21 protein-coding genes and 1 rRNA gene are annotated in these 26,683 nt (G+C 68.8%); 7 read left to right on the forward strand and 15 right to left on the reverse strand.

Annotated elements, in window-relative coordinates:
• From ACIGXO_RS07985 to thyX, 4 genes are all read right to left on the reverse strand, one after another.
• A 16S ribosomal RNA gene (locus tag ACIGXO_RS07985) occupies positions 1 to 359 on the reverse strand; the annotation flags it as partial.
• 645 nt (positions 360 to 1,004) lie between these two features.
• A complete protein-coding gene (locus ACIGXO_RS07990) occupies positions 1,005 to 2,690 on the reverse strand; it encodes a ribonuclease J (protein ID WP_399782017.1) in 1,686 nt (561 codons plus the stop codon).
• Between the two features lie 147 nt (positions 2,691 to 2,837).
• Positions 2,838 to 3,737, reverse strand: a complete 900-nt coding sequence (dapA, locus tag ACIGXO_RS07995; protein WP_399782020.1) for a 4-hydroxy-tetrahydrodipicolinate synthase — start codon at positions 3,735 to 3,737, stop codon at positions 2,838 to 2,840.
• A gap of 196 nt (positions 3,738 to 3,933) precedes the next feature.
• On the reverse strand, positions 3,934 to 4,683 hold the full coding sequence (thyX, locus tag ACIGXO_RS08000; protein ID WP_399782023.1) for an FAD-dependent thymidylate synthase: 750 nt from the start codon (positions 4,681 to 4,683) through the stop codon (positions 3,934 to 3,936).
• 286 nt (positions 4,684 to 4,969) lie between these two features.
• On the opposite strand from thyX, the gene ACIGXO_RS08005 reads away from it, so the two are divergent.
• Complete coding sequence (locus ACIGXO_RS08005) at positions 4,970 to 5,215, forward strand: hypothetical protein (RefSeq protein WP_363257754.1); 246 nt, start codon at positions 4,970 to 4,972, stop codon at positions 5,213 to 5,215.
• 146 nt (positions 5,216 to 5,361) lie between these two features.
• Complete coding sequence (locus ACIGXO_RS08010) at positions 5,362 to 5,913, forward strand: hypothetical protein (RefSeq protein WP_399782027.1); 552 nt, start codon at positions 5,362 to 5,364, stop codon at positions 5,911 to 5,913.
• Positions 5,914 to 5,929: 16 nt separating this feature from the next.
• On the opposite strand, the gene ACIGXO_RS08015 is transcribed toward ACIGXO_RS08010, so the two are convergent.
• From ACIGXO_RS08015 to eccD, 6 genes are all read right to left on the reverse strand, one after another.
• A complete protein-coding gene (locus ACIGXO_RS08015) occupies positions 5,930 to 6,385 on the reverse strand; it encodes a tetratricopeptide repeat protein (protein ID WP_031066530.1) in 456 nt (151 codons plus the stop codon).
• 30 nt (positions 6,386 to 6,415) lie between these two features.
• On the reverse strand, positions 6,416 to 7,168 hold the full coding sequence (gene dapB / locus ACIGXO_RS08020) for a 4-hydroxy-tetrahydrodipicolinate reductase (protein ID WP_399782031.1): 753 nt from the start codon (positions 7,166 to 7,168) through the stop codon (positions 6,416 to 6,418).
• A 53-nt stretch (positions 7,169 to 7,221) separates the two neighbouring features.
• Entirely contained in the window at positions 7,222 to 8,601 is a 1,380-nt protein-coding gene (locus tag ACIGXO_RS08025) for a M16 family metallopeptidase (protein ID WP_399782034.1), read from the reverse strand.
• Positions 8,598 to 10,817 (reverse strand): polyribonucleotide nucleotidyltransferase, encoded by a 2,220-nt coding sequence (locus ACIGXO_RS08030; RefSeq protein ID WP_399782037.1) that lies wholly within the window; start codon positions 10,815 to 10,817, stop codon positions 8,598 to 8,600. Before ACIGXO_RS08030 ends, ACIGXO_RS08025 begins: the two co-directional genes overlap by 4 nt.
• Positions 10,818 to 11,287: 470 nt before the next feature.
• A complete protein-coding gene (gene rpsO, locus ACIGXO_RS08035) occupies positions 11,288 to 11,575 on the reverse strand; it encodes a 30S ribosomal protein S15 (RefSeq protein WP_030266343.1) in 288 nt (95 codons plus the stop codon).
• Between the two features lie 189 nt (positions 11,576 to 11,764).
• The gene (gene eccD, locus ACIGXO_RS08040) at positions 11,765 to 13,219 is read right to left on the reverse strand and encodes a type VII secretion integral membrane protein EccD (RefSeq protein WP_399783776.1); all 1,455 of its coding nucleotides are present in this window, start codon (positions 13,217 to 13,219) and stop codon (positions 11,765 to 11,767) included.
• 199 nt (positions 13,220 to 13,418) lie between these two features.
• On the opposite strand from eccD, the gene eccCa reads away from it, so the two are divergent.
• The 5 genes from eccCa (at position 13,419) to ACIGXO_RS08065 (ending at position 22,201) form a co-directional block, all read left to right on the forward strand.
• Positions 13,419 to 17,396 carry a type VII secretion protein EccCa gene (gene eccCa, locus ACIGXO_RS08045; protein WP_399782041.1) on the forward strand — a complete coding sequence of 1,326 codons (3,978 nt, stop codon included), beginning with the start codon at positions 13,419 to 13,421 and terminating at the stop codon, positions 17,394 to 17,396.
• Positions 17,397 to 17,570: 174 nt separating this feature from the next.
• Positions 17,571 to 18,095, forward strand: a complete 525-nt coding sequence (locus ACIGXO_RS08050; RefSeq protein WP_399782044.1) for a hypothetical protein — start codon at positions 17,571 to 17,573, stop codon at positions 18,093 to 18,095.
• Positions 18,096 to 18,181: 86 nt separating this feature from the next.
• Positions 18,182 to 20,410 carry a DUF6571 family protein gene (locus ACIGXO_RS08055; RefSeq protein ID WP_399782047.1) on the forward strand — a complete coding sequence of 743 codons (2,229 nt, stop codon included), beginning with the start codon at positions 18,182 to 18,184 and terminating at the stop codon, positions 20,408 to 20,410.
• Positions 20,411 to 20,448: 38 nt separating this feature from the next.
• Complete coding sequence (locus ACIGXO_RS08060; protein ID WP_399782050.1) at positions 20,449 to 21,519, forward strand: hypothetical protein; 1,071 nt, start codon at positions 20,449 to 20,451, stop codon at positions 21,517 to 21,519.
• A gap of 52 nt (positions 21,520 to 21,571) precedes the next feature.
• On the forward strand, positions 21,572 to 22,201 hold the full coding sequence (locus ACIGXO_RS08065) for a hypothetical protein (protein ID WP_399782053.1): 630 nt from the start codon (positions 21,572 to 21,574) through the stop codon (positions 22,199 to 22,201).
• A gap of 143 nt (positions 22,202 to 22,344) precedes the next feature.
• On the opposite strand, the gene ACIGXO_RS08070 is transcribed toward ACIGXO_RS08065, so the two are convergent.
• The 5 genes from ACIGXO_RS08070 to ACIGXO_RS08090 form a co-directional block, all read right to left on the reverse strand.
• A complete protein-coding gene (locus ACIGXO_RS08070) occupies positions 22,345 to 22,644 on the reverse strand; it encodes a WXG100 family type VII secretion target (RefSeq protein ID WP_399782056.1) in 300 nt (99 codons plus the stop codon).
• A gap of 62 nt (positions 22,645 to 22,706) precedes the next feature.
• Positions 22,707 to 23,069, reverse strand: coding sequence for a hypothetical protein (locus ACIGXO_RS08075; RefSeq protein WP_037801267.1), 363 nt, complete (start codon positions 23,067 to 23,069; stop codon positions 22,707 to 22,709).
• 55 nt (positions 23,070 to 23,124) lie between these two features.
• On the reverse strand, positions 23,125 to 24,333 hold the full coding sequence (locus ACIGXO_RS08080; protein WP_399782060.1) for a S8 family serine peptidase: 1,209 nt from the start codon (positions 24,331 to 24,333) through the stop codon (positions 23,125 to 23,127).
• Between the two features lie 65 nt (positions 24,334 to 24,398).
• Entirely contained in the window at positions 24,399 to 26,060 is a 1,662-nt protein-coding gene (locus tag ACIGXO_RS08085) for a hypothetical protein (RefSeq protein ID WP_399782063.1), read from the reverse strand.
• A gap of 18 nt (positions 26,061 to 26,078) precedes the next feature.
• Entirely contained in the window at positions 26,079 to 26,546 is a 468-nt protein-coding gene (locus ACIGXO_RS08090) for a hypothetical protein (RefSeq protein ID WP_399782065.1), read from the reverse strand.
• Positions 26,547 to 26,683 lie beyond the last annotated feature (137 nt).

A 26,683-nucleotide genomic window follows, 5' to 3' on the forward strand; every position in this document is an offset into this window, starting at 1 on the left:
TTCCCCACTGCTGCCTCCCGTAGGAGTCTGGGCCGTGTCTCAGTCCCAGTGTGGCCGGTCGCCCTCTCAGGCCGGCTACCCGTCGTCGCCTTGGTAGGCCATTACCCCACCAACAAGCTGATAGGCCGCGGGCTCATCCTGCACCGCCGGAGCTTTCCACACACAGACCATGCGGTCGTGTGTCGTATCCGGTATTAGACCCCGTTTCCAGGGCTTGTCCCAGAGTGCAGGGCAGATTGCCCACGTGTTACTCACCCGTTCGCCACTAATCCACCACCGAAGCGGCTTCATCGTTCGACTTGCATGTGTTAAGCACGCCGCCAGCGTTCGTCCTGAGCCAGGATCAAACTCTCCGTGAATGTTTACCGGTAATCCGGTTGAACACCACGAGAGCGGAACGAGCGGACGGAATAGGTCCGGTCGTTCACAGCGTCCTCGCTGTGTTTTTCAAAGGAACCTCGTCCCAGCTGATGCTGGAGACGGGGTATCAACATATCTGGCGTTGACTTTTGGCACGCTGTTGAGTTCTCAAGGAACGGACGCTTCCTTTGTACTCACCCGAGAGACTCTCTCAGGCTTTCCTCCGGGCGCTTCCCTTCGGTCTTGCGTTTCCGACTCTATCAGATCCTTGCGGGCCCGATTTTCGCCGGTGCGTTTCGGCCTTTCGGCTTCTTCGCGGTTCCAACCTTACCAGATCCGATTTCGTTCCCGCTTCTCAGAAGCTGTGGTCCGAATTTCTTTCCGGTGGCCTTTGGAGTGGCCTTGCCTTTCGGCTGATCCGACTTTATCAGATTTCTCTGAGCCGGATTTCCGCCCCCCTTTCGGAGGACGACGCCCAGGGTCTCGGGACGCGTAGGCGTTCCCGGTTCCCCTCAGGCGGAGCCGTAAACGTACTGGAGCGGGGCTCCTGGATGCAAATCCGGGCGCCCCGCTCCACACGTACATCCGACGGGCCGTCAGGCGGCGCGTCGGAACGGCCGTCGGACCAGTCGTCAGACCGGCCGTCAGACCTCCACGACGACCGGCAGGATCATCGGCCGGCGACGGTAGTTGTCCGACACCCACTTGCCCACGCAGCGGCGCACGAGCTGCTGCACCTGGTGCGGCTCCATGACGCCGTCCTGCGCCGACTTCGCCAGCGCTTCGTCGATCTTCGGCAGGACGCCGTTGAAGTCGGCGTCGTCGATGCCGGAGCCGCGGGCCTGGATGTGCGGCCCGCCGGTGATCTTGCCCGTGGTGCTGTCGACCACGACGAAGACGGAGATGATGCCCTCGTCACCGAGGATGCGGCGGTCCTTCAGGGCGCTCTCCGTGACATCGCCGACCGAGAGGCCGTCGACGTACACGTATCCCGCCTGGACCTTGCCGGTGATCCGCGCGACGCCGCCGACCAGGTCGACGACCACGCCGTCCTCGGCGATGACGATGTGGTCCTTGGGCACGCCCGTGAGCGCGCCCAGCTCGGCGTTGGCCCGCAGATGGCGCCATTCGCCGTGCACCGGCATCAGGTTCTTCGGCTTGCAGATGTTGTAGAAGTACAGCAGCTCGCCGGCCGAGGCGTGGCCCGAGACGTGCACCTTGGCATTGCCCTTGTGGACAACGTGGGCACCCCATCGGGTGAGCCCGTTGATCACGCGGTAGACCGCGTTCTCGTTGCCCGGGATGAGCGAGGACGCCAGGATCACCGTGTCACCGGGAACGATGCGGATCTGGTGATCACGGTTGGCCATCCGGGACAGGGCCGCCATCGGCTCGCCCTGCGAGCCCGTGCAGACCAGCACGATCTCGTCGTCCGGGAGGTCGTCGAGGGTCTTGACGTCGACGACGAGGCCCGCGGGGACGTTCAGGTAACCCAGCTCACGGGCGATGCCCATGTTCCGGACCATCGAACGGCCCACGAAGGCGACGCGGCGCCCGTACTCGTGCGCCGCGTCGCAGATCTGCTGGATGCGGTGCACGTGGCTGGCGAAGCTCGCCACGATGATGCGCTTCTGGGCGGTCGCGAAGACCTGGCGCAGCACGTTGGAGATGTCCCGCTCGGGCGGGACGAACCCGGGGACCTCGGCGTTCGTGGAGTCCGAGAGGAGGAGGTCGATGCCCTCCTCGCCGAGCCGGGCGAACGCGGGGAGGTCGGTGAGCCGACGGTCCAGCGGGAGCTGGTCCATCTTGAAGTCACCGGTGTGGACGACCATGCCCGCGGGGGTGCGGATGGCGACCGCGAGGGCGTCCGGGATGGAGTGGTTGACGGCGACGAACTCGCAGTCGAAGGGGCCGAGGCGCTCGCGGTCGCCCTCGACGACCTCCAGCGTGTACGGCCGGATGCGGTGCTCCTGGAGCTTGGCCTCGATCAGGGCGAGGGTCAGCTTGGAGCCGATCAGGGGGATGTCGGGCTTCTCGCGGAGCAGGAACGGGACCGCGCCGATGTGGTCCTCGTGGCCGTGCGTGAGCACGATGCCCTCGATGTCGTCGAGGCGGTCCCTGATCGATGAGAAGTCCGGCAGGATCAGGTCGATTCCGGGCTGCTCCTCCTCGGGGAAGAGCACTCCGCAGTCGACGATCAGCAGCCGGCCGTCGAATTCGAAGACGGTCATGTTGCGGCCGATCTCGCCCAGGCCGCCCAGGGGCGTGACGCGCAGGCCGCCCTCGGGGAGCTTCGGCGGCGCGCCGAGTTCGGGATGCGGATGACTCAAAAGACTCTCCTCACCACACACGCCACGGGCCCTTGAGGCACGTGGCGCGCATGACATTCGTGCACTTGCTGTTGTGGCTGTGGTGTTTGTTCTCAGCTGTGACGACCATCTGGTCGCGCGAGCCGTATTCAGTTGTGAAGTCCGGTGTTAAAGGTGTACCCCGCCGGCGGCGAGATCGACCTTGAGCTGGTCTGTCTCCTCGGGCGAGAGGTCGACCAGGGGCAGCCGCAGCGGCCCGCCGGGCAGGCCCTGGAGGCTGAGCGCCGCCTTGGTCGTGATGACGCCCTGGGTACGGAACATGCCGGTGAAGACCGGCAGCAGCTTCTGGTGGATCTCCTTCGCCTTCGTGACGTCGCCGGTCACGTGGGCTTCCAGGAGGGCGCGCAGCTCGGGCGTCACGACGTGGCCGACGACGGAGACGAAGCCGACGGCACCGACCGAGAGCAGCGGGAGGTTCAGCATGTCGTCGCCGCTGTACCAGGCGAGGCCGGAGCGGGCGATGGCCCAGCTCGCACGGCCGAGGTCGCCCTTGGCGTCCTTGTTGGCGACGATGCGCGGGTGCTCGGCCAGCCGGACCATGGTCTCGGTGTTGATCGGCACACCGCTGCGGCCGGGGATGTCGTAGAGCATGACCGGCAGGTCGGTGGCGTCGGCAATCGCGGCGAAGTGCCGGAAGAGACCTTCCTGCGGCGGCTTGCTGTAGTACGGCGTGACGGCGAGGAGGCCGTGTGCGCCGGCGGCCTGGGCGGCGCGGGCCAGCTCCAGGCTGTGGTGGGTGTCGTTCGTGCCGGCTCCGGCGACGACGAAGGCGCGATCCCCCACCGCTTCGACCACGGCCCGTACCAGCTGGGCTTTCTCCGCATCGCTGGTGGTCGGGGACTCACCGGTGGTGCCGTTGACGACGAGGCCGTCATTGCCGGCGTCCACCAGGTGGGCGGCGAGCTGCTGCGCGCCGTCGAGGTCGAGAGCGCCATCCGCCGTGAAAGGCGTGACCATGGCGGTCAGTACCCGCCCGAAGGGGGTCTGCGGTGTGGAAGTCGGAGCCATGGGTCCCACGCTACTCGTAGCTCACCGCAGGTTGCTCCCCTGGGGAGGCCGGGATGTGGACCCGGCACTGCCTGCTCGGGGGTTCAGGCAGTGCCGGATCCGTGACTTCAGCGTAGAGGAATGTCTCAAAACGCCGCAATACGGACACCTTCCGGCGTGACCCTCCGTCGGGGCGTGGAGATCTCCCTCGCGCGCCTTACGGAGCGACCCGTCCGTTCGCGTTGAAGGCGGCGTACGTGAGGGGCATGAGCTTGGCCCAGTGGGCCTCCATCTGCTCGCCGACCATCTCGATCTCGCGCTGCGGGAAGGACGGCACCTTCGCCAGCTCGTGCTGCGTACGCAGGCCGAGGAAGTGCATCAGGGAGCGAGCGTTGCAGGTGGCGTACATGGAGGAGAAGAGGCCCACGGGCAGGACCGAACGGGCGACCTCGCGGGCGACGCCGGCCGCCAGCATCTCCTGGTACGCCGCGTACGCCTGGCGGTAGGAGTCCTCCATCGTCCGGGTGGCCAGCTCGTGCTGCTCCTCGGTGCCCTGGACGAACTCGTACTTGCCCGGGCGGCCCTGCTGGACGAGCTTGCGGTCGGTCGCGGGGACGTAGAAGACCGGCTCCAGCTGGCGGTACCGGCCGGACTCCTCGTTGTACGACCAGCCCACGCGGTGCCGCATGAACTCGCGGAACACGAAGATCGGGGCGCTGATGAAGAAGGTCATGCTGTTGTGCTCGAACGGGCTGCCGTGCCGGTCGCGCATCAGGTAGTTGATCAGGCCCTTGGAGCGCTCGGGGTCCTTCTGCAGCTCCTCCAGGGACTGCTCACCTGCGGTGGAGACCCGCGCGGCCCACAGGACGTCGCTGTCGCCGGCGGCGTGCTTGACCAGCTCGACCGTCACCTCGCTCCGGAATGCGGGGGCGGCGCTCTCGGCGCTCTCGGCGGGGGTGTGGGACACCGGCGGTCCTTTCGTCATACATCGTGCTGCGGTGGGCACCCGTCCGTCTGCCGGGGCGCGCGCACCGCTCATCGCTGGGGCGCGCCCAGCCTACGGCCCGGCACTGACAACCCCGGATATGCGGTGGGATGCGACGCGATGCGACAAAAAGGACCCCCCGGTGCGCACTGCGCGCCCACCGATTGATATTTTTCACAGAAGTCACGGAAAACAGGCACGCATCGGGTGCCAGTGACGTCTAACCATGTGACACTGCCCACCTCGAGGTTCCTAGGAGAGCCCGCTCATGTTCCGCCGGCGAGAGCCCGTCCCGTTCGCCTTTGTCGCCGAGGCAGACCGGTTCCGCAGCAATGTCACGCCCCCGCCGCGCCAGCGAGCGAGCCGTTCCCAGATCTTCGGCCGCACGCTGCTGGGTCTCACCGTAGTCGCCGGTCTGACCGGCTCCCTGCTGTTCGGCGTGCCCGCCCTGCAGCAGGACACGGTCGGCGGGCCGAATTCCACCCATCAGTCCGAGGCCGCGCACGGCCGCTGAGCCGGCTGCGCGTTGCGCCGTTCGGGCGGGCGGCCCGGCGGACCGGCACAGGATTGGTTCCGGCCGTCCTGCTGCCGCTAGCCTCACCGGTCACAGCTTTCGACCGTGTGCCCGTGCGTAACACGGGCCGTGAGTGAGGACCCGCCGTGCCCCTGCCCTTCCTGACGGCCGACCGCGACCTCGACGGGGACGCCGGAGACCCGGTACCCCTTCCGCACGACGAGCGTGATCACTGGCGCCGTCCCTACCGCCCAGGACCGTGGCGGGTGGGGGCGGCGGCGGTGTTTCTGCTGCTCGCCTCCTTCGTCCTGCTCTCCGCACTGATCATCGGGCTGGCCGGGGCGACGGTCGGTGCCGTGGTGTGCGTGGCGGTGGCCGTCGTGATCATCGCGTGCGCGCTGCGGCTGCTGCGGATCGGCGTCTGGGTGAGCGCGGCGGGGCTGCGCCAGGTACACCTCGTACGGACGACGACGCTCCCGTGGAGCGCCGTCACCTCGGTCCGTACGGTGCAGCAGCCGGTCCGCTGGCTGGGCCTGCCGCGGACGGTCCAGGGCCAGGCGCTGCTGATGGCCGGCCCGGGCGACGGCGAGCCGCGCGCCCTCTTCACCGACCACAACGGCGACTTCCTGTCCCGGCCGGGGGCGTTCAACCGGGCGGCGGACACGGTGGCCGCGTGGGCGGCGGATTACAGCGGCTGAGGGCCGCGCCCCCGTGTCAGGCGGCCCGTACGGGTTTGCCCTCGTGCAGCGCGATCGCCCGCTGCATCGCCTTCCGCGCGCGCGGGGTGTCCCGCGCGTCGTGGTAGGCGATCGCCAGGCGGAACCACGCCCGCCAGTCCTCCGGTGCGGCCTCGGCCTCGGCCCGCCGGCGTTCGAAGACCTCGTCGGCGGCGTCCCGGTCCACGCGGCCGCTCGGCGTCCGCTTCAGCTCGTCGACGGGCAGCCCGCCCTCGGCCTCCAGCTCCTTCGCCAGCAGCCCGGCCTTCCGGGCGAACTGGGTGGTGTGCCAGAGGAACCACGCCCCGATCAGCGGCAGGACGAGAACCGCGATCCCGAAGGCGACGGTGACCGGGGTGCCCTGCTGGATGAGCAGGACACCCCGCTCGCCGACCAGGACGAAGTAGACGACCAGGACCGCCGCGAGGACGAAGTAAGTGATCTTTGCGCGCACTGTACGTACTGCCCTATTGCCGGCTGACCGTCAGGCCAGATCGAGGAAGTTCTCCAGGCCCATGGTGAGCCCCGGAGTGTCCACCACGCGCCGCGCGCCGAGCAGGATGCCCGGCATGAAGCTGGAGTGGTGCAGGGAGTCGTGCCGGATGGTGAGGGTCTCGCCCTCGCCGCCGAGCAGCACCTCCTGGTGGGCCAGCAGGCCGCGCAGCCGTACGGAGTGCACGGGCACGCCCGCCACGTCCGCGCCGCGGGCGCCGTCCAGCGCGGTCGCGGTGGCGTCCGGCGCCGGGGCGCAGCCGGCCTTCTCGCGCGCGTCGGCGATGAGCTGAGCGGTGCGCGCAGCGGTACCGGACGGCGCGTCGGCCTTGTTCGGGTGGTGCAGCTCGACGACCTCGACGGATTCGAAGAAGCGGGCCGCCTGCTGGGCGAACTGCATGGTGAGCACCGCGCCGATCGAGAAGTTCGGCGCGATGAGCACGCCGACCTGCGGCGACGCGTTCAGCCAGGAGCCCAGCTGCGCGAGGCGCTCGTCGCTCCAGCCGGTGGTGCCGACCACCCCGTGGATGCCGTGCCGCACGCAGAATTCGAGGTTCTCCATGACGGCGTCCGGGTTGGTCAGCTCGACCGCGACCTGGGCGCCGGCCTCGACCAGCGTCTCCAGCTTGTCGCCGCGGCCCAGCGCGGCCACCAGCTCCATGTCCTCGGCGGCCTCGACCGCCTTGACGGCCTCGGAGCCGATCCGGCCCTTGGCACCGATCACAGCCACGCGCAGCTTGCTCATCGTCCTTGCTTCCTTCACGGTTTGTGGCGCGGTCCGGGGACCGCCGGATGCGATCAGGCGACCGCTTCGTGCAGCCGGGCGGTCTGCCGGTCCTTCATCGGTCCGATGACGGACAGCGAAGGACGCCGCCCCAGTACATCGCGCGCGACCTCGCGGACGTCGTCCGGGGTCACGGCCGCCATCCGGGCGAGCATGTCGTCCACCGACATCTGGTCGCCCCAGCACAGCTCGCTCTTGCCGATGCGGTTCATCAGCGCGCCGGTGTCCTCCAGGCCGAGGACCGTGGAACCGCGCAGCTGCCCGATGGCCCGCTCGACCTCCTCGTCGGTCAGGCCGTGCTCGGCGACCTCGTTCAGCTGGTCCCGGCAGATCTTCAGCACGTCGTGCACCTGGCTCGGGCGGCAGCCGGCGTAGACGCCGAAGAGTCCGCAGTCCGCGTAGCCCGAGGTGTAGGAGTACACGCTGTAGGCCAGTCCGCGCTTCTCCCGTACCTCCTGGAAGAGGCGGGAGCTCATGCCGCCGCCGAGCGCGGTGTTCAGTACGCCCATGGCCCAGCGGCGGTCGTCGGTGCGCGGAATGCCGGGCATGCCGAGGATGACGTGCGCCTGCTCGGCCGGGCGGCCGAGCACCTCCACGCGGCCCGCCGTGCGGATCGCCTTCGTGCCGCCGCGCGGGGCCATCGGTACCGCGTCCGTACGGTCCAGCGCGCCGGCCCGCTCGAAGGCGCGGCGGACCTGGCGGACGACCTTGGCGTGGTCGACGTTGCCGGCCGCGGTGACGACCAGGCGGGTCGGGTCGTAGTGCTTCTTGTAGAAGCGGCGTATCCGGCTCGAATTCAGGGCGTTGACCGTGTCGACCGTGCCCAGCACGGGGCGGCCCAGCGGGCTGTCCCCGAGCATCGTGTGCGCGAAGAGATCGTGCACGCAGTCACCCGGATCGTCGTCCGTCATGGCGATCTCTTCGAGGATCGCGCCGCGCTCCACGTCCACGTCGTCCTCGCGGATCAGCGAGCCGGTGAGCATGTCGCAGACGACATCGATGGCCAGCGGCAGGTCGGCGTCGAGCACCCGTGCGTAGTAGCAGGTGTACTCCTTCGCGGTGAAGGCGTTCATCTCGCCGCCGACCGCGTCGATCGCGGCGGAGATGTCCAGGGCGCTGCGCCGCTCCGTGCCCTTGAAGAGCAGGTGTTCCAGGTAGTGCGTGGCGCCGTTCAGGGCCGGTGTCTCGTCTCGGGAGCCGACGTTCGCCCAGATCCCGAAGGTCACCGACCGTACGGACGGCAGGGTCTCGGTGACGACGCGCAGGCCGCCGGGGAGGACGGTCCGGCGGACGGTGCCCGCGCCGCCCTCGCCCTTGAGAAGCGTTTGGGTACGGGCGACGGCCCGCCCCTCCGAAGAGGTGCGGGCCGTCGTCCGGGAAGTACGGGACGTCACTTGGCGGCGTCGTCCTTCTTCTCCTCGTCGCCTTCCTCGCCCTCGATCACGGGGATCAGGGAGAGCTTGCCGCGCTGGTCGATCTCGGCGATCTCGACCTGCACCTTGGCGCCGACCGCGAGCACGTCCTCGACGTTCTCCACGCGCTTGCCGCCGGCGAGCTTGCGGATCTGCGAGATGTGCAGCAGACCGTCCTTGCCCGGGAGCAGCGAGACGAACGCACCGAAGGTGGTGGTCTTCACGACCGTGCCCAGGTAACGCTCGCCGACCTCCGGCATGGTCGGGTTGGCGATGCCGTTGATCGTCGTACGGGCGGCCTCGGCGGCCGGGCCGTCGGCGGCACCGATGTAGATGGTGCCGTCGTCCTCGATCGTGATGTCGGCGCCGGTGTCCTCCTGGATCTGGTTGATCATCTTGCCCTTGGGGCCGATGACCTCACCGATCTTGTCCACCGGGATCTTGACGGTGATGATCCGCGGCGCGTTCGGGGACATCTCGTCCGGAACGTCGATCGCCTCGTTCATCACGTCCAGGATGTGCAGACGCGCGTCGCGGGCCTGCTTCAGCGCGGCGGCCAGGACCGAGGCGGGGATGCCGTCGAGCTTGGTGTCGAGCTGCAGCGCGGTCACGAACTGCTTGGTACCCGCGACCTTGAAGTCCATGTCACCGAACGCGTCCTCCGCACCGAGGATGTCGGTGAGGGTGACGTAGTGCGTCTCGCCGTCGATCTCCTGCGAGATCAGACCCATGGCGATACCGGCGACCGGGGCCTTCAGCGGCACACCGGCGTTCAGCAGCGACATCGTCGAGGCGCAGACGGAGCCCATGGAGGTCGAACCGTTGGAGCCGAGGGCCTCGGACACCTGACGGATCGCGTAGGGGAACTCCTCGCGGGTCGGCAGCACGGGCACGAGCGCACGCTCGGCCAGCGCGCCGTGGCCGATCTCGCGGCGCTTCGGCGAGCCCACGCGGCCGGTCTCACCGGTCGAGTAGGGCGGGAAGTTGTAGTTGTGCATGTAGCGCTTGCGCGTCACCGGCGACAGCGTGTCCAGCTGCTGCTCCATGCGGAGCATGTTCAGCGTGGTGACACCCAGGATCTGGGTCTCGCCGCGCTCGAACAGCGCGGAGCCGTGCACGCGCGGGATGGCCTCGACCTCGGCGGCCAGCGTGCGGATGTCGGTGACACCGCGGCCGTCGATGCGCTTCTTCTCCTTGATGACGCGCTCGCGGACCAGGGTCTTGGTCAGCGAACGGTACGCGGCGGAGATCTCCTTCTCGCGGCCCTCGAACTGCGGGAGCAGCTTCTCGGCGGCGAGCGCCTTGACGCGGTCCAGCTCGGCCTCGCGCTCCTGCTTGCCGCCGATGGTCAGCGCCTGGGCCAGCTCGCTCTTGACGGCGGCGGTCAGGGCCTCGAGGACGTCGTCCTGGTAGTCCAGGAAGATCGGGAACTCGCCGGTGGGCTTGGCGGCCTTGGCGGCGAGGTCCGACTGGGCCTTGCACAGCACCTTGATGAAGGGCTTCGCGGCCTCCAGACCGGCGGCCACGACCTCCTCGGTCGGGGCCTCGGCGCCGCCCTTGATCAGCTGGATGGTCTTCTCGGTGGCCTCGGCCTCGACCATCATGATCGCGACGTCACCGTCGGGCAGCACGCGGCCCGCGACGACCATGTCGAAGACGGCGTCCTCGAGCTCGGTGTGCGTCGGGAAGGCGACCCACTGGCCGTTGATCAGCGCGACACGGGTGCCGCCGATCGGGCCGGAGAAGGGCAGGCCGGCCAGCTGCGTGGAGCAGGAGGCGGCGTTGATCGCGACCACGTCGTACAGGTGGTCGGGGTTGAGCGCCATGATCGTCTCGACGATCTGGATCTCGTTGCGCAGGCCCTTCTTGAAGGAGGGGCGCAGCGGCCGGTCGATCAGGCGGCAGGTGAGGATCGCGTCCTCGGAGGGCCGGCCCTCACGACGGAAAAACGAACCGGGAATCTTCCCGGCCGCGTACATCCGCTCCTCGACGTCCACGGTCAGCGGGAAGAAGTCCAGCTGGTCCTTGGGGTTCTTCGAAGCGGTGGTGGCCGACAGCACCATGGTGTCGTCGTCCAGGTACGCCACGGCGGAGCCGGCGGCCTGCTTGGCCAGGCGGCCCGTCTCGAAGCGGATGGTGCGGGTGCCGAAGGAACCGTTGTCGATGACGGCCTCGGCGTAGTGGGTCTCGTTCTCCACCAGGAATATCTCCTCGTCTGCGTCCGCTGCCCGTCTGGCAGGGGACCGTCTGCGACCCGCTGCCCGTATGGCAGCGGATCATGGGTGGCGGAGCGCCTGGTGCGGGCCGGTCTTCGATCGAAGCACCCGGTGCGCGGTACGGAGGCCGTACGCGTCACCGGAGGCCACTACCGAGGACCGGCGGCTGAGGGGCGCCCCACCTCTTCGCTATTGCGTTGTGCGCTCTTGGGTTATGCGCTATTGGGTTGTATCCGCACGGCGCGCCGGCTGTGAGCCCGGCGCGCGGCCGCGGCGCCGTCGTGATTGCGCCGCCGGTATGGCGTTCTGGGACCAGACTACAAAGCTTCCGTCCACCAGGGGGTGGTGAAGGCGTCCGGTGTGTGGCGCACGGGTGTGCGGCGCACGGGGTTTTCCCGCGTACGGCAAAGGGAGCGGCTCCCGGCCCCGGGAACCGCTCCCCTCACGACGTCTTACTTGGCGCCCGCAGCACCGCGGCGGATGCCGAGGCGCTCGACCAGCGCACGGAAGCGCGTGATGTCCTTCTTCGCCAGGTACTGCAGCAGGCGGCGGCGCTGGCCGACCAGCAGCAGCAGACCACGGCGGGAGTGGTGGTCGTGCTTGTGGGTCTTGAGGTGCTCGGTCAGGTCCGAGATGCGGCGGGAGAGCAGCGCGACCTGAACCTCGGGGGAACCGGTGTCACCCTCCTTGGTGGCGAACTCGGCCATGATCGACTTCTTCGTAGCGGCGTCGAGCGACACGCGGTACTCCTTGAGTTTCCTCTGAGCCCCACCGAGCGCCTCTGGTCTGCTTCACAGAGGAGCTTCGATTACTCGGCTGGGCGTAGCCAGGGTAGCAGGGGGTGACGAGCACTCGTGACCGAGGGCGATCACCCAGCGCCGGCCGGCCGGGGGCCCCGCCGCCGGAAGGCGGGCGGGCGCACGACGAGGCTACTTGCTTGTCAGTCCCCGCACTGCCATGTACACGTTCATCACCGCGAGGCACAGCGGGATCAGCGAGAGCAGGACGAGGTTCTCGAAGAGCTCGGCGAAGCGCGCCCAGAAGGGGGTGACGCCCTTACGGGGAACGATCAGGGCGATGCCGGTGACCAGGGCGGCCGCGACGGCGATCGCGGCGGTGAGCCAGATCGTGCGGAGGTCGGCGGCGAAGCCGCCGTCGCCCAGGACGGCCGGCGGGTGCAGGGCCAGGCCGAGGCCGAGGAGCGCGAAGGCGGCGAGGCCGGCCGCCAGGGCGCAGGTGACCTGGGAGGTGTAGCGGAAGAGGCGGGCGCGCATCAGCATGGACAGGCCGGCGGCGAAGGCCAGCACCTGACCCCAGACGGAGTCGGAGAAGCCGAGGACGCCGGCGGCGACGGTGACGACCGCCGCGCAGCCCCCGACCAGGCCGACGAGCATCTCGTGGCCGCGACGGGCCTGGGCGGCGATGCGCTCGGCGTCGACCGGGCCCTGGATCTCGGGGGCGGCGTCCGGGTCGTCGTAGCCGGAGTTGCCGGGACGCGGCGGGGCGTAGCCGATGGGGAGCCGGGCGAAGCGGGCCGAGAGACCCGGCAGGAAGGCGATGACGCCGACCACGACGCACACGCAGAGGGCGGCGGTCTCCACGGGGCGGAGGTCGGTGAGGATCGCGACGAACGTGGCGAGGGTGCCGACCGTGGCGGTGAAGGCCGCGGCGACGAACGGTCCGTCGCCATGGGGCGTGACGGCGATCAGGATCGCGGAGGCGATCAGTACGGCCACGCAGCCGAGGAGGAACTGCAGGCGGCCGACGCCCTGGCCGTCCGGCAGCGGCAGCAGTCCCGATCCGGCGATCATGACGTGCGGCAGGCCGCCGAGGCCGAGGGTGATCGCGGATGCCCGGTCGTCGTAGACCCGGGCCCGTACCGCCGCGAGCGCGACCAGGAGCACACCGGCGACGGCGGCGAGGATGCCGGGCAGGCCGTGCATGTCGTGCCGCGCCGGGTCGGAGAACCACAGCACGGAACCCATCAGCACCAGCAGCACCAGAGAGCCGGTGAGCCCGGCGGTGCGCAGCAGGTCGTCGTTCCACAGCGTGCGGTCGCGGGTGACGGCGGACGCGACGGAGTCGGAGACGTCGTCGTAGACCGCGGGCGGCAGCGACTCGGAGAACGGCCGCAGGCTCAGCACGTCGCCGTCCAGGATGCGCTGGGCGGCGAAGGACCGGGCACCGTCCAGGACGGTGCCGTCCCGGCGGACCAAGTGGTATCCGACAGGTGCGCCGTCGGCCGGGGTCTGACCGCTCAGCCGGAGAATTTCCGGATAGATGTCGGCCACGGGAATGTCTTCGGGGAGCGCCACGTCAATGCGGCTGTCCGGCGCGACAATTGTGACCCGGCAGAAGCCGGTAGCCGCTCCCGTGGCCGTCATGGAAGCCGTCGCACTCACGGGCAGTTCCCCCTCATTCCCGACCTTGAACGTCTGTTCGCGGCTGCGCAATTACCGTGCGCCACCCTAGCGCTCTTGGGGCCGTTGACATCCCAGTAGGATCACCCGGCACGGGTGGGAGCCGTCGCCACGGGGGTGTCGGCAGCGAACAGTCCTTCCCGTACAAGGGATTGGTGCGCTGGTGAGTCAGATCGTCGTGAAGCGTCCTCCGAGGTCTCTGCCTCCGGAGGTGCCCACGGACCCACTGCGGCTCGAAGCCCCGCCGGAGCTGCCCAAGGGGCGGCAAGAAGGCATGCTGATGCAGATCCTGCCGACCGTGGGCATGGGCGGCGGATCGATGGTGTATTTCTTCATGCCGCAGACGAATCCGTTCATGCGCATCATGGGCATTCTCATGATCGCCTCAACCCTCGGCGTGATCGTGACGATGGTGGTGCGCCACCGCCGCGGCACCCAGGGAGAAATGGCGGACACCCGCCGCGACTACCTCAAGTACCTCGCGCAGACCCGCCGCACGGTCCGCAGGACCGCGCGCAAGCAGCGCGACGCCCAGTACTACCTGCACCCCTCCCCCGATCAGCTCTGGTCCCTGGTGGCCGAGGGCAGCCGGGTATGGGAACGGCGCGTGGGCGACGAGGACTTCGGGCAGGTCCGCATCGGGCTCGGCGCCCAGCAGCTGGCGACTCCGCTGGTCGCCCCGGACACCGCGCCGGTCGAAGAGCTGGAGCCGCTCACCGCGGGTGCGATGCACCGCTTCCTCACCGTGCACGGCACCTTGGACGGACTGCCGATGGCGGTCTCGCTGCGCGCCTTCTACCACCTGGCGGTCTCCGGCGAGCCCGAGTCGGTGCACGGCACCGCACGGTCGCTGATCGCCTCGCTCGCCGCGCTGCACTCCCCCGACGACCTGATCATCGCGATCGCGGCCGCGCCCGGCGAGGCCGCGGACCGCTGGGAGTGGGCCAAGTGGCTGCCGCACGTCCAGGCCCAGGGCCCGGCGGACGGCGCGGGCTCGCCGCGGCTCATCACGACGGACGCCTGGGAGCTGGAGCAGCTGCTGTCCGTGAAGCTGGAGGGCAGGCCGCGGTTCAACGCCGGCGGCCGGCCCCTGCTGGACATGCCGCACCTCCTGGTCGTCCTCGACGGGACGAACGTGCCGCCGACCTCGCTGCTCGCCTCGGCCGAGGGCCTGCAGGGCGTCACGGTCCTGGACGTCGTCCCGGGTGAGCTGAGCACGCCCCGCGGCGACCTGTCGGTACTCGTACGCCCCGGGACCCTCCAGCTGGCGGCCGGGCGCGGCATGGTCTACGACGGCGTGCCGGACTACCTGTCTCTCGAGGCCGCCGAGGCGCTGGCGCGCCAGCTCGCGCCGCTGCGCATGGGCAGCGGCGGGGACGACGACGAACCGCTGCTCGCCAACCTGGAGTTCACCGACCTCCTCAACCTCGGCGACGCGGCCTCCGTCGACACCCAGCGGACCTGGCGGCCGCGTTCCCAGGCGGAGCGGCTGCGGGTCCCGATCGGTGTCGGCGAGGACGGCCAGCCGGTCATGCTCGACCTGAAGGAAGCAGCGCAGGACGGCATGGGCCCGCACGGCCTGTGCGTCGGTGCGACCGGTTCCGGCAAGTCCGAGCTGCTGCGCACCCTCGTGCTCGGCCTGGCCGTCACCCACAGCTCGGAGACGCTCAACTTCGTCCTGGCGGACTTCAAGGGCGGCGCCACCTTCGCCGGGATGTCCCAGATGCCGCACGTCGCGGCGGTGATCACCAACCTCGCCGACGACCTCACGCTCGTCGACCGCATGGGTGACTCCATCCGCGGTGAGCTCAACCGCCGCCAGGAAATGCTGCGCGATGCCGGCAACTACGCCAACATCCACGACTACGAGAAGGCGCGGCTGGCCGGCGCCCCGCTGGAGCCGATCGCCTCGCTCGTCCTGGTCATCGACGAGTTCAGCGAACTGCTGACGGCCAAGCCGGACTTCATCGACATGTTCATCCAGATCGGCCGCATCGGCCGGTCGCTGGGTGTCCATCTGCTGCTGGCCTCGCAGCGTCTGGAGGAAGGCCGGCTGCGCGGTCTGGAGACCTACCTGTCCTACCGGGTCGGTCTGCGCACGTTCTCGGCGGCCGAGTCCCGTGCGGCCCTGGGCGTTCCGGACGCGTACCACCTGCCGTCCGTGCCCGGCTCCGGCTACCTGAAGTTCGGCACGGACGAGATGGTCCGCTTCAAGGCGGCATACGTCTCCGGGGTGTACCGCGACGGCGCCGGAGCCGACCGCACGCCGAGCGGGCCGCTCCCCGTCGACCGCCGTCCGGTGCTGTTCACCGCCGCCCCGGTCCCGGTCCGGTACACGGCCCCCGACCCGGCGGCCGTGCAGGTGCCCGAGCAGCGCCCGGCGCAGGACGACGCGCTGGCCGACACCGTCCTGGACGTCATCGTCCGCCGTCTGGAAGGCCGGGGCACCCCCGCCCATCAGGTGTGGCTGCCGCCGCTGGACTCCGCGGCCCCGCTGGACGAGCTGCTGCCGGGCCTCGCCCCGGTGGAGGGCCGCGGCCTGACGATGCCGGACTACCCGTACCTCGGACAGCTCATCGTGCCGCTGGGGCTCGTCGACAAGCCGTTCGAGCAGCGTCGCGACCCGCTGTACCGCGACTTCTCCGGCGCGGCCGGCCACATGCTCATCGTCGGTGGCCCGCAGTCCGGCAAGTCCACGCTCCTGCGCACGCTCATCTCGTCGTTCGCCCTCACGCACACCCCGGCCGAAGTGCAGTTCTACGGGCTGGACTTCGGTGGCGGCGGGCTGTCCGCGGTCTCCGGTCTCCCGCACGTCGGCGGGGTCGCCTCGCGTCTGGACTCGGACCGGGTACGCCGTACCGTCGCCGAGGTCGCCGGCATCCTCGCCCGCCGCGAGGAGTACTTCCGCGCCCACAACATCGACTCCATCGCCACCTACCGGCGCATGCGCGCCCGCGGCCAGGCCGGCGACCAGCCATGGGGTGATGTCTTCCTCGTCATCGACGGCTGGGGCAACTTCCGTGCCGAGTACGAGATGGCCGAGGCGGTCGTCAACGACATCGCCGCGCGCGGTCTCGGCTACGGCATCCACGTCGTCATCACGGCCACCCGCAGCATGGAGGTGCGCGCCGCCCTCAAGGACCAGCTGATGAACCGGCTGGAGCTGCGGCTCGGCGACACCATGGACTCCGACTTCGACCGCAAGGTCGCGGCCAACGTCCCGGCGGGGGTGCCGGGGCGCGGTCAGACGCCGGAGAAGCTCCACTTCATGGGCGCACTGCCGCGGATCGACGGCCTTTCGCAGTCCGGTGACCTCTCCGACGCCACCGCCGAGATGAACCGCGTGATCGCGAGCCACTGGCCGTACGCGTCCGCGCCCGCGGTCCGCCTGCTCCCCCGGGAAGTGCCGGCGCACCAGCTCCCGAAGGGCGGCGACCAGCCGGAGCGCGGCGTCGCCTTCGCCATCGACGAGCACAACCTGGAGCCGGTCTTCGTCGACTTCGAGACCGACCCGTTCTTCCTGGTCTTCGGCGACAGCGAGTCCGGCAAGACGGGCTTGCTGCGGCTGCTGACCAAGCAGATCTCCGAGCGGTACCACCCGGACGAGGCGAAGATCGTCGTCGGTGACTACCGCCGCAGCCTGCTCAGCGCGATCCCCGAGTCGCACCTGCTGGAGTACGCGCCCATGGCCAACTCCATGGAGGCGCACATGCAGGCCCTGCAGGGCCTGATGGAACGCCGGGCCCCGGCACCCGACGTCACCCCGCAGCAGCTGCGTGACCGCAGCTGGTGGAGCGGCCCGAAGATCTTCATCGTCGTGGACGACTACGAGCTGGTCTCCACCTCCAGCGGCAACCCGCTGGCCCAGCTCACCGACAACCTCCCGTTCGCCCGCGACATCGGCATCCGCTTCATCATCGCCCGCAGCTCCGCCGGTGCCTCGCGGTCGATGTACGAGTCCTTCATGCAGCGCATCAAGGAACTGGGCGCCCAGGGCGTGGTCCTCTCCGGCGACCCGAACGAGGGCGATCTGCTCGGCAACGTCCGCCCCCGCCCGATGCCCCCGGGCCGCGGTTACTTCGTCTCCCGCAAGCGGGGGGCGCCACTGGTGCAGTTGGGGTGGCTGCCGGAATTCCAGTAATGGGAAGCGGGGCTCGGCGTACGCCGAGCCCCGCACCGGTTTCCGGCCGCCCGGTCGCGTCGTACCGGAACCGGCGTACACGGGTGCGCGGGCAGCAGCGATCTTGTTAGCTTGACATGTACCGAAAGCTCGCAGGCCCTGAAACAAGACATCGACGCCATTCCGGGGGATGCAATGTCGTTCGAGGACGAGTGGGCGGGTCTCCGCTCGCAGAGCACCGCAGCCGGCACCCATACGCAGATCAACAGCACCGGGCCACTGGCCCCCGGCGGCAACGGACTGCTGCTGCCGCCGGGCGGCGCCCCACCGGTCCTCTCCCACGACCCGGCCAAGAAGAAGGCCGCGGCGAAGGCATTGGACGAGGACGTCGTGCCGGACACCGCGAAGGCGGGGAAGCACGCGGACGAGGAGACGACGAAGGCCCAGAAGGAGTTCGACGGCTGGGAGACCGGCAAGGGCCTCAAGAGCGTCCTGGCCGGCTGGGAGAAGTCGGTCAAGACGCTGCAGAACCGGCTCTCCCATGAACGGCGGGCGCTCAGCAACGCCAACGCCACCCTCCAGAACGGCGACCACGCCGCGTACAACGGCCTGCAGCAGTGCACGCCGGAGAACCCCTCCGGGAAGCCGCAGCAGCCACCGCTCCTCGAGCAGCAGGGGCCGCCGTACCTCTACCCGAAGTCGCAGATCTCGGGCCTCTGACAGCCGCGGGCCGCGACGCCGGACCACCGCGGCACTGATCGCCGCCGCGACGCACCAGCCACCACCTGAGGCCGCACGGGGGACTCATGCTCAGCTATCACGACGCGCTGCACACCGATCTCAGCACGCTCACCACCGCCGCCGAGAAGTGGGAGAAGGCGGCGGAGATGTTCAAGGACGCCGCCAAGATCTACGACCAGCAGGTCAAGGGCATCTTCGAGGACGGCTCCGCGTCCGGCCGGCACGCCCGGGCGGGCCTCCTGGCCACCGGTACGACGTCGGGCCAGTACACCGGCGCCCAGAAGGAGGCCAAGGCCATCGCCGACCTCCTCCGCGACGCCCACCACCAGTTCACCGAGCTCCGCAAGAACCTCACGTCCGAGATCGCCGACGCCAAGCACGCCAAGATGAAGATCTCGGCGGACAAGGGCGTCTGCAGCTGGGACTGGGACCGCATCGACGCGGACACCAAGCGCGCCATCGTCCACGACCCCGGCTCCCACGAGAGCGAGGAGTACTGGACCAAGCGCATCGCCAAGGTCGTCAAGGACATGGACGACGCCGACCACGGCGTCAAGCTCGCCCTGGACGCCGTCACCGTCGACTCCGCCCCCCTCGACGGCATCCAGAACGGCTTCAACGCCAAGGCGGAGGGCGACATCGAGAAGGTGGAGGGGAAGCGGGCCGAAGAGCTGAGCACGAAGCTCGACTCCGAGGGCGAACTGCCCCCGAAGGAGATGGCGGAGCTGGAGCGGCTGTTCCGCGACAACTCCGACGACAAGGCGTTCTCCCGGACGTACCTCAACGGCCTGGGCGCCGAGAACACCATCAAGCTCGGCAACAAGCTCCGCGAGATGGGCAAGGACGGCAATGGCCTCGAAAAGGGGCTGACCGACTCGATCGCCACAGCGACCAGGCTGCCGGCGTCGGTCGCCAAGATGCCGGTGGACTCCACGGCGTACAAGCAGTGGCTGGACAGCGCCGACGGACAGTTCAACAAGAAGTTCCTGAGCGACCTCAAGAGCGTCGGTGCCAAGAACTTCGGCAGCAACACCGAGCCGGTCTACGGTTACCAGGACTTCGTCACGCTCCTCAAGCACGGCAACGGCTACGACGACCAGTTCATGCACCACCTCGCCAACGACATCATCGACACGGAGAAGAAGGAGCCCGACCTCTGGGACATCTGGAACGGCAAGCCGGTCCAGAAGGGCATCGAACACGACCCGCTCGACGGCGTGCTGGGGCTCATGAGCAAGGACCCGGCCGCTTCCACGGCGTACCTCGACCCCCAGCACAACGACCACCTCACGTATCTGCTCAAGGACCGCGACTGGCCGAAGTACGTCATGAACGGCCCGGGGATGGTCTCGGACAACGACACCATGAGCGACCTCTACAACCGCCACGGCTTCGGGGCGGCGCTGGAGGCGGCGGCCACCGGGAACGTCCCGGGCACGGAGCATCCGCTCGGCGGGCACACCGAGAGCGAGGCCCGCGTCATGCACGACACCATCAGGCTGCTCAACGGAGATCACCAGGGCGGCGCGAAGATGCCCAGTAACCTCCGGGCTCCGCTGGGCCACATGCTCACCGACTACACCCCGGACACGCACGAGATCCTGTCGCGCACCAACGGCGAGTACAAGCAGTTCGGTGACGACGGAGGCGTGTTCAGGAACGGGGACACCGGCGCGGTAGGCATGGCGGTGAGCCGGAACGACCTGGTGAACATCATGCGCGGGGTGGCCGAGGACCCGGCGGCGTACGGCGACATGTACACGGCCGAGCGGCAGTACGCGGCCGACACCCTGGCCGGTATCGACATCAACCCGGCGAACGAGCACGAGAGGGCCAAGCGGGACGGCGTGATCGACGCCGCCTCCTCCGTCTTCGGCTTCTACGACGGCGTGACCTCCGACGTCGCCTTCGACAAGCGCGACGCCAGTGTCCAGTGGGCACGCGACCTGAACCACCACGTCACCTCGAGCAGCGGCGCCCTGCTCAACTTCGTGCCGTCCTCGCCCAGCGCCGTACCTGTACTGGGTGACGCCGCGAACCGCATCGTCGACTTCGGCATGTACGACTGGACCAAGGAAACCATCTCCGAAGCCAACGCCCATGCCGGCGAAGAGAACCGCCACGCCTTCACCGCCGGGCAGAAGGAAGTGGACAACCTCATCTACCAGTGGGGGAAAAAGCAGGGGTACGACAACAACGACTGGGAAGTGCGCAACCTCGACGGCCAGGGCCTGGGAACGCACAACGACGCGCGGCGGGAAGCCTTCACCTGGCTGGACCGTCCGGAGTCCTAGTCCGACCGCTCCGAAGATCTCAACGAAGGTAGTCATTCATGCAAGCAGGCCGTCGCAGGCTGACGACAATCGCCGGAGCGGCAGTGGGTGTCCTGGTGCTTCTCGTCGGGGTGCTGTATTTCACCGGCGCACTGCAGAAGTGGCGCGACAGCAACGATCTCTCCAGCGCGTGCAAGGGCGCCGTGGACGAGGACGGCGTGCGGGCGGCCCTCGGGAACGACTCCGTCTCCGCGAAGGACGGTACGGCGTCCGGTGAAGGTGCGCTGACGTCCTGCAGCATGGCTGCCGGCAGCGCTTCCATGGAGGTGGAGGCCCGCTGGAGCAACCGGAACAGGGAGGTGGCGACCTTCCTGGGCCGCACGTCCCTGGCCACCCATGCGGCGGAGGTGGCGCCCCTCGGTTCCTGGCCCGGCGTCCTGACGTCCGACGAGGGAACGGTCAAGGCGTCGGTCACCCTCCAGTGCCGCAACAGGGACGGTGAGGGCCTGGCGATCAATTCCCGGATGGCCCGTCCCGGAGACGCCGTGGAGGGCTCCGCGGCCCGTACCGCCTTCGCGCGCGCCACGATCGGCATCGCCGAAAAGGCGGCCGACGTCTTCGGCTGCGACTACCGGCCGGCAGGGGACGTCCAGCGTCTCCCGGCCGCTCCGAGCGCGGCTCCTGTCGCGCTCTCCGGGGCCACGGGAACCTGTGTGGCGCTCAAGCCGCTCGCGCCCTCGGCCGAGGAGAAGGGCCTCCCCCGCGCCTGGGAAACCGACGCCAGTGGCAAGGCACCCATCGAGGACTGCGTTCTTGCCTCGCCCGACGGAAAGCGCCCAGGTTACCGGCTCTCCGCCTACTACGGCAGCTATGCCCGGAGTTTCGCCGACATTCCGGAGGTGAAGTCCGTGCTGAAGGATGCCGAGTACCGGAGCGAAAGCGCGCCGCCGGTTGCGCACGCCCAGTGCCCCGGCTCGCCGGAGCGCGCGCTGTACACGGTCTCGGAGATCGTCTCCGGCGGCGGCTCACCGGTGAAGAAGCCGTCCCGTGCGTTCGAGACCGACGCCCTCACGGCATTCGCGAAGCAGTCGGCGAAGCAGCACGGCTGTGTCGCTCCCACCGCGCCATGACGTGTCGCGTCGGCTCCTCCGGGCCGAATGAGAAGAAGAGGCTTCCGACACCATGAAGTACACCTTCATCATGTGGGCCATGGGGGCGGTTTTCCTCCTGGTGGCATGTGTCAATCCCCGCAGCCTCTTCTGGACTTTCCAATCCTGGAGATACCGCAACCCGAAGGCCGCTGAACCGTCCGATGCCGCCTACACGCTGCAGCGGGTACAGGCCACCGTGGCAGCGTTGTTTCTCTTCGGCCTCGGGGGCTTCCTCTGGTACCAGGAGGAAGCCTCCACCACCGACGCCGACGAGGTCCGCACCGCCGTGATGAAGGCGGTGCACATTCTGGAGACGGAATCGGTGACTGCCACGAACGGCGACCTGATGGAGCCCAACCATCGCCTCGAGGTCGATGCCGCTCTCGACGAGGCGATGAAATCTCAGTCGCCGGCCTTCGGCCCATCGCCTTGGGGCCTCCAGGCGGAATCCGCGGGCCGGACGGAGGACGGCGGTGAAGACTTCACTGTCACCAATGACGACCAGCAATACCCGTACTGCATCAAGGTGGTGGAGAACGGGTACGTCGCCGACGACTCCGGGGATGGTTCCGGGGGCGACTCCGGGGATGCCTCTGAGGGGCTGGTCATGCAAGAGACGACGCTTGATGTCAGTGTTCACAAGGGGAGCTGCGAGGGCTGACGTTGGCGGTGGCCGGCGGAGGCGCGGCCTGCATGCTTGAAGGCCGTCACCACAGATGACCTGTGGTGACGGCCTTCCACGTTCTCACGCCTGCGGCCAAGGGTGGGCACCTCCCGCGCATGCCCACCCCGGTCCCACGCGACTCAGTCGAAGAAGGACGCGCCCTTCTTGTCACTCAGGTGATAGTCGTCGCGGCCGTGCCGGATCGCCGTGGACACCGCGTCAAGGGCTTCCTTGATCGCCGCGGTGTCCTGGTTCCACTTCGTCTGAGCCGTGTGGTAGGCGGTCTTCGCCTCGCCCTCCCACATTTCGCTGACGCCCTTGAGCGCATGCATGATCCACTCGAGGTCCTCGTGAAGCAGCTTCGACTGGTCCTCGATCTGCTTCGCGGTGGATTCGAGAGTCGCGTAGTCGACGAGCATCTCGCCGTCATTGTGAGCCATGGGGTCCCTCGCTTTCTGCTGCGACCGATAAGCGATCGCTGATGGTCATCGGCCGACTGGGCTCAGAGCATGCTCAGCTTCGAAGGGACCGCGCCCCCCGGACCGACCCCACCGCCGTCGACCACGTTGGCCTGCTTCTTGATGGCCTGCTCGACCGCGTGGTCCGTGTTGCCGGAGAGCTTCCGGGTCGCCTCAATGGCTTCCACGAAACCGGCCAGCTGCTTGCCCATGGAGTTGAGCCTGTTGTTGAGGTCGGTCTGCGTGGTGTTGAAGCCACCCGCGCCGATGCCCTTCCAACGGCCCTCGACGCTGTCGATCGCGGTGTTCAGCTTCCGCACATGCGTCTTGATGTTCTCGAATCGCTGGATCAGGTCCTTTTCGAGCTTGGCCAGTTGAGCGTCGGTAAGCTTCGTGCCGCCTGCCATGTCATCCTCCCTTTACTGTTGACGTGCTGAGCGTTCAGGGACGGTCGGATGAAGATCATCCCCGGCGCGCACGCAGGAATGCGAACGCGCCGCCCCCGAGGACGATCACCGCGGCACCGATACCGAGGCTCGTCCAGAGCGTGCTGTTGTCACCGGAAGACGCCTTGGCCGGATCGGCCTGCGAACCGGCGTCGGCCTTTCCGGAGCCGGCCTCCTCGCCCTTGCCGGGCGCGGCGTCCGGCTTCTCGAACGCGTCCTTCGACGTGTCGAAATCGCCATTGCTCAGGAAGGCGGGCTGCTTCGGATTGCCCGGCTCCCCCTTCCCCTCCAGCAAATTGAGCCGGGGCCGCACGGCGCCGTACCCGACATACTTGCTGGGATTGCGGTTCTCCATGACCCCGTCAGTCGTCCCGACGAGAACTCGGGCTACCTGGTTGGCGTTCCAGTCCCGGTGCTTGGACCAGATCAATGCGGCGGAGGCGGAGGCGATGGCGGTGGCGGCACTGGTTCCTTCACCGTCGCAGTAGCTCTTCAGCGTCTTGTCGCACCACTTGGGCACGTCGGAACCTGGAGCGGCGACTGAAACGGTGTTTCCGTGCGTGGAGAACTTCGAGACCGTTCCCGTGGAATCCACCGAGCCAACGCCGATGACCTCCGGGTACGCCGCGGGGTACTCCGAAAGGCTCTTGCCTTCGCCGTCATTACCCGTACCGGCGAACATCAGCTTGCCCTTGCCGGCTGCATACTCGACGGCCTTCTCAATCTGCGGGGTGGTGCCTACTCCGCTGATCGACATATTGATGATCTGCGCATCACTATCGGCTGCCGCACGAATAGCAGGAGCAATGGTGTCTTCGTCCGGCTTATTCTTCAGGCTGCTGAGAGCTGTCCGCACAGGGAAAATCTTCGCGTCTGGAGCCAGCCCCTGCAGGCCGCCCCCCTTACCAGTGCCCGCGATCAGTTCGGCCATTGTCGTTCCGTGACCGTCATAGTCGTCATGCGCGCCCCCGGAAACCCCCGCGACGTCACGCCCGCTCAAAACCTGGCCACGCAGAGAAGGCGTGGAGGGATTCACCCCCGTGTCGACCACGGCCACCTTGATGCCCTTGCCCGTGCTCACCTTCCACATGTCCTGCGCCTGCATGGCGTCCAGGTACCACTGCTTCGACTGGACGTCCTCCGCGACGGCGGCCGGAGCCGCGCCCATGAGGCACACCGCCCAGGCGCCCGTTGCCGCCAGGACAGGGAGCGCGCGGCGACGCATCCTCCGCGTATTCCTCGGCATCGCCGTCCGGTTCTCTCCAGCCGTCATTCCTCGCCTCACCTGAGTCACTCGATGACCGGCGGGGCAGTGTCGCGCCGCCGCCCTGTATTCCACGTCTCTTCGTCTTCGGTCGGCTGCCCCGGCCGGCGGTTCTCCTTCTGGGATTCGCCACGAGGCGCGCCCGCAGGGTGCTCCTCTCCCCCGGTGTTGCGGACCAGCCCCGTGCCGCCCTGGGTGAATCCGCGCTGGCCGCGGCCGGGAGCGCCGGACTCGGAGCGCGGGGTACCGACGACGCCACCCTGGTTGGTGGCGAGCCTGCGGGCCGATGCGGCCCTGGCTTCAGCCGACTCCGCCGAAGGTTTCGCACCCGCCCCGACGATGCCGCGGCCCGTGGTCGCACCCCGTTCACCGCCAGGTGTGATGGCTCGCGCACTCGGCGACGAAGCGGTCGTACGGCCGGGAGTGCTGGGCGTGCCACCGACGATGCCGTTGCGGCCGCGCGGCATGCCTGCGGCCCCCGGGCGTGCACCGTTGACAGCAGGACCGGTGCCCGTTACGGCCGGGCGGCCGATGGCCCGAGGGCTCACACCGCTCGGCCGTCCGGGGGTACCGGGCTGCCCCATCGGCCCGGGACGGCCGGTGGTGCCCGGTCGCAGGGGCGAGACGGGACCTGTCGTGCCTCGGCCCGTGAGACCCGGTGGCTGGCCTCCGGGCCTCAGCGGACCGGGAACGCCCGGCAGCTTTCCCGTACCGCGGGGAATCGGCCCCGTGCTGACGGGACCGGTCGGCAGGGGCCCCGGGGCCACGGGGGGATTCGTCGGGCCCGGCGGCTGTGTCGGCACGCGCGTGGTCGGATCGGCCGGAGGCGCCGGAGGCGCCACACTGTCGATGCCAACCCTGGCTTCGTCGGCCGGCGTGAAGGACTGATGGTGCGCAGTCGGCAGCTGCGGAGCACTTCGGTGATCAACCGCAGCGTGGTGAGCCGCCCCTCCCGCGGTCGGCGTGACCGTGTGCTCGGCGCTGCCCGTGGGGCCGGACTCGATCGGGTTCCACGTCGGCACCGGAGCCGGCACCCCCACATCCGGCATAGGCGTGAACACCGGCTCCTCCTGCGTGGCCATCGTGTCGTGGGAGACGATGTAGTAGGAGCTGAGCTTGTTCATCTGGGTGATGGCTTCCTGGCGGTCGCCCTCACGCTTCTTGGCCTTGGCGTAGTCCGGATTCGTGTCGACCCGGGCGGGAGTCGGGATGTCCTTGACGGCTTCGGCGAGGCCGCCGTCCGCGTCCCGCTTCGGCATGGACTTCTTGACCGTCGCCAGGCCCTCGCCGGCGTTCTTCAGCTGCTTGCCGGCGGTCTCGCTGTAGGTGGCGAGCTTCAGCGTGTTCTTGCTGAGGTTGGCGGTCCACTTGCGCATGGCGTCGCCGGACTCGCCCTCCCACTCGGCCTGGTCGGCGTACTTCTTCAGCTCCTCGCCGACTCCTCTGATCGCCTCGGCGGCGGTGACGAGGGCGTCGCCGGTGAGCTCCAGGTCGCTCGGCCTGGCGGACTCGATCATGTCGAGCATGTCGTCCAGCTCGTGATTCTCGAAGTTCGTGCCGCCGAACCTGGTGAGAGCGGGGAGCAGGATCGGCGCCGCTCCGGCGGCGGACCGCAGGCCCTGCCGAGTCCAGGCCAGCGCGGCCGGATAGTCGGGCCTGACCTCGCGCGACGTGCTTTCGTCAGTCATCTTCTGTCCCCCTCCCGATCAGAGCTCGGTGTGCTTGCGGTCGTCCCGCTTGTCGCGCGGCTTCTCGCGCTGCTCCTCGTACCGCTCCTGAGTCCGCGTCCGGATCTCGTGGTAGCGGCGCCGCTGTTCCTCGTCGATCGCTTCAAAACCGTGCTGGGTCCCCAGCACGGCGATCCCCATGGCCTCGATCTGGTCACCGAGTGTCTGCGACAGCTTCGTCAGGTGCGTGTGCACCCGCTCGTACATCCGGCTGAGGTCCGCGGCCTCCGCGAAGCTGCCCGCGCCGAACGAGGCGCTGGGGAGGACGTGTTGGCCGAGCTGGTCCTTCGATCCCGCGGATGATTCGAGCTCCCGCAACGCGCCGTCGACCCTCTTCTTGAGGGAGCGCAGCTCACCCGGTCCGAGCCTGACGTGCGACCGCGCGTCCTGGCCCGCGGCCGACAACGGTTGCGGCGCCTTGCCCAACTCCGACTCGGGAACCCCCATGTCCTCTCCCCATCCCCCGTTACGTTCCACTCGACGTCTGCAACGTCTGCCGTAACACTAGTCAATTCAGTCAGTCGGCACAGCTGCGTATCACAAGGAACGATCGTCACACCCGCCCCGGTTTCCCACCGACGAAC

The organism is Streptomyces sp. NPDC053542, from assembly GCF_044544685.1.
Taxonomy (GTDB): domain Bacteria; phylum Actinomycetota; class Actinomycetes; order Streptomycetales; family Streptomycetaceae; genus Streptomyces.

Bases quoted from the DNA above. Each gene is read 5' to 3' on its own strand.
- ACIGXO_RS08085 (WP_399782063.1), bottom strand. From the start codon at position 26,060: ATGACTGACGAAAGCACGTCGCGCGAGGTCAGGCCCGACTATCCGGCC.
- ACIGXO_RS08080 (WP_399782060.1), bottom strand. From the start codon at position 24,333: ATGCGTCGCCGCGCGCTCCCTGTCCTGGCGGCAACGGGCGCCTGGGCG.
- ACIGXO_RS08065 (WP_399782053.1), top strand. From the start codon at position 21,572: ATGAAGTACACCTTCATCATGTGGGCCATGGGGGCGGTTTTCCTCCTG.
- ACIGXO_RS08070 (WP_399782056.1), bottom strand. From the start codon at position 22,644: ATGGCTCACAATGACGGCGAGATGCTCGTCGACTACGCGACTCTCGAA.
- dapB (WP_399782031.1), bottom strand. From the start codon at position 7,168: ATGAGCAAGCTGCGCGTGGCTGTGATCGGTGCCAAGGGCCGGATCGGC.
- ACIGXO_RS08060 (WP_399782050.1), top strand. From the start codon at position 20,449: ATGCAAGCAGGCCGTCGCAGGCTGACGACAATCGCCGGAGCGGCAGTG.
- ACIGXO_RS08090 (WP_399782065.1), bottom strand. From the start codon at position 26,546: ATGGGGGTTCCCGAGTCGGAGTTGGGCAAGGCGCCGCAACCGTTGTCG.
- eccD (WP_399783776.1), bottom strand. From the start codon at position 13,219: ATGACGGCCACGGGAGCGGCTACCGGCTTCTGCCGGGTCACAATTGTC.
- ACIGXO_RS08050 (WP_399782044.1), top strand. From the start codon at position 17,571: ATGTCGTTCGAGGACGAGTGGGCGGGTCTCCGCTCGCAGAGCACCGCA.
- ACIGXO_RS08055 (WP_399782047.1), top strand. From the start codon at position 18,182: ATGCTCAGCTATCACGACGCGCTGCACACCGATCTCAGCACGCTCACC.
- ACIGXO_RS08005 (WP_363257754.1), top strand. From the start codon at position 4,970: ATGTTCCGCCGGCGAGAGCCCGTCCCGTTCGCCTTTGTCGCCGAGGCA.
- ACIGXO_RS08075 (WP_037801267.1), bottom strand. From the start codon at position 23,069: ATGGCAGGCGGCACGAAGCTTACCGACGCTCAACTGGCCAAGCTCGAA.
- dapA (WP_399782020.1), bottom strand. From the start codon at position 3,737: ATGGCTCCGACTTCCACACCGCAGACCCCCTTCGGGCGGGTACTGACC.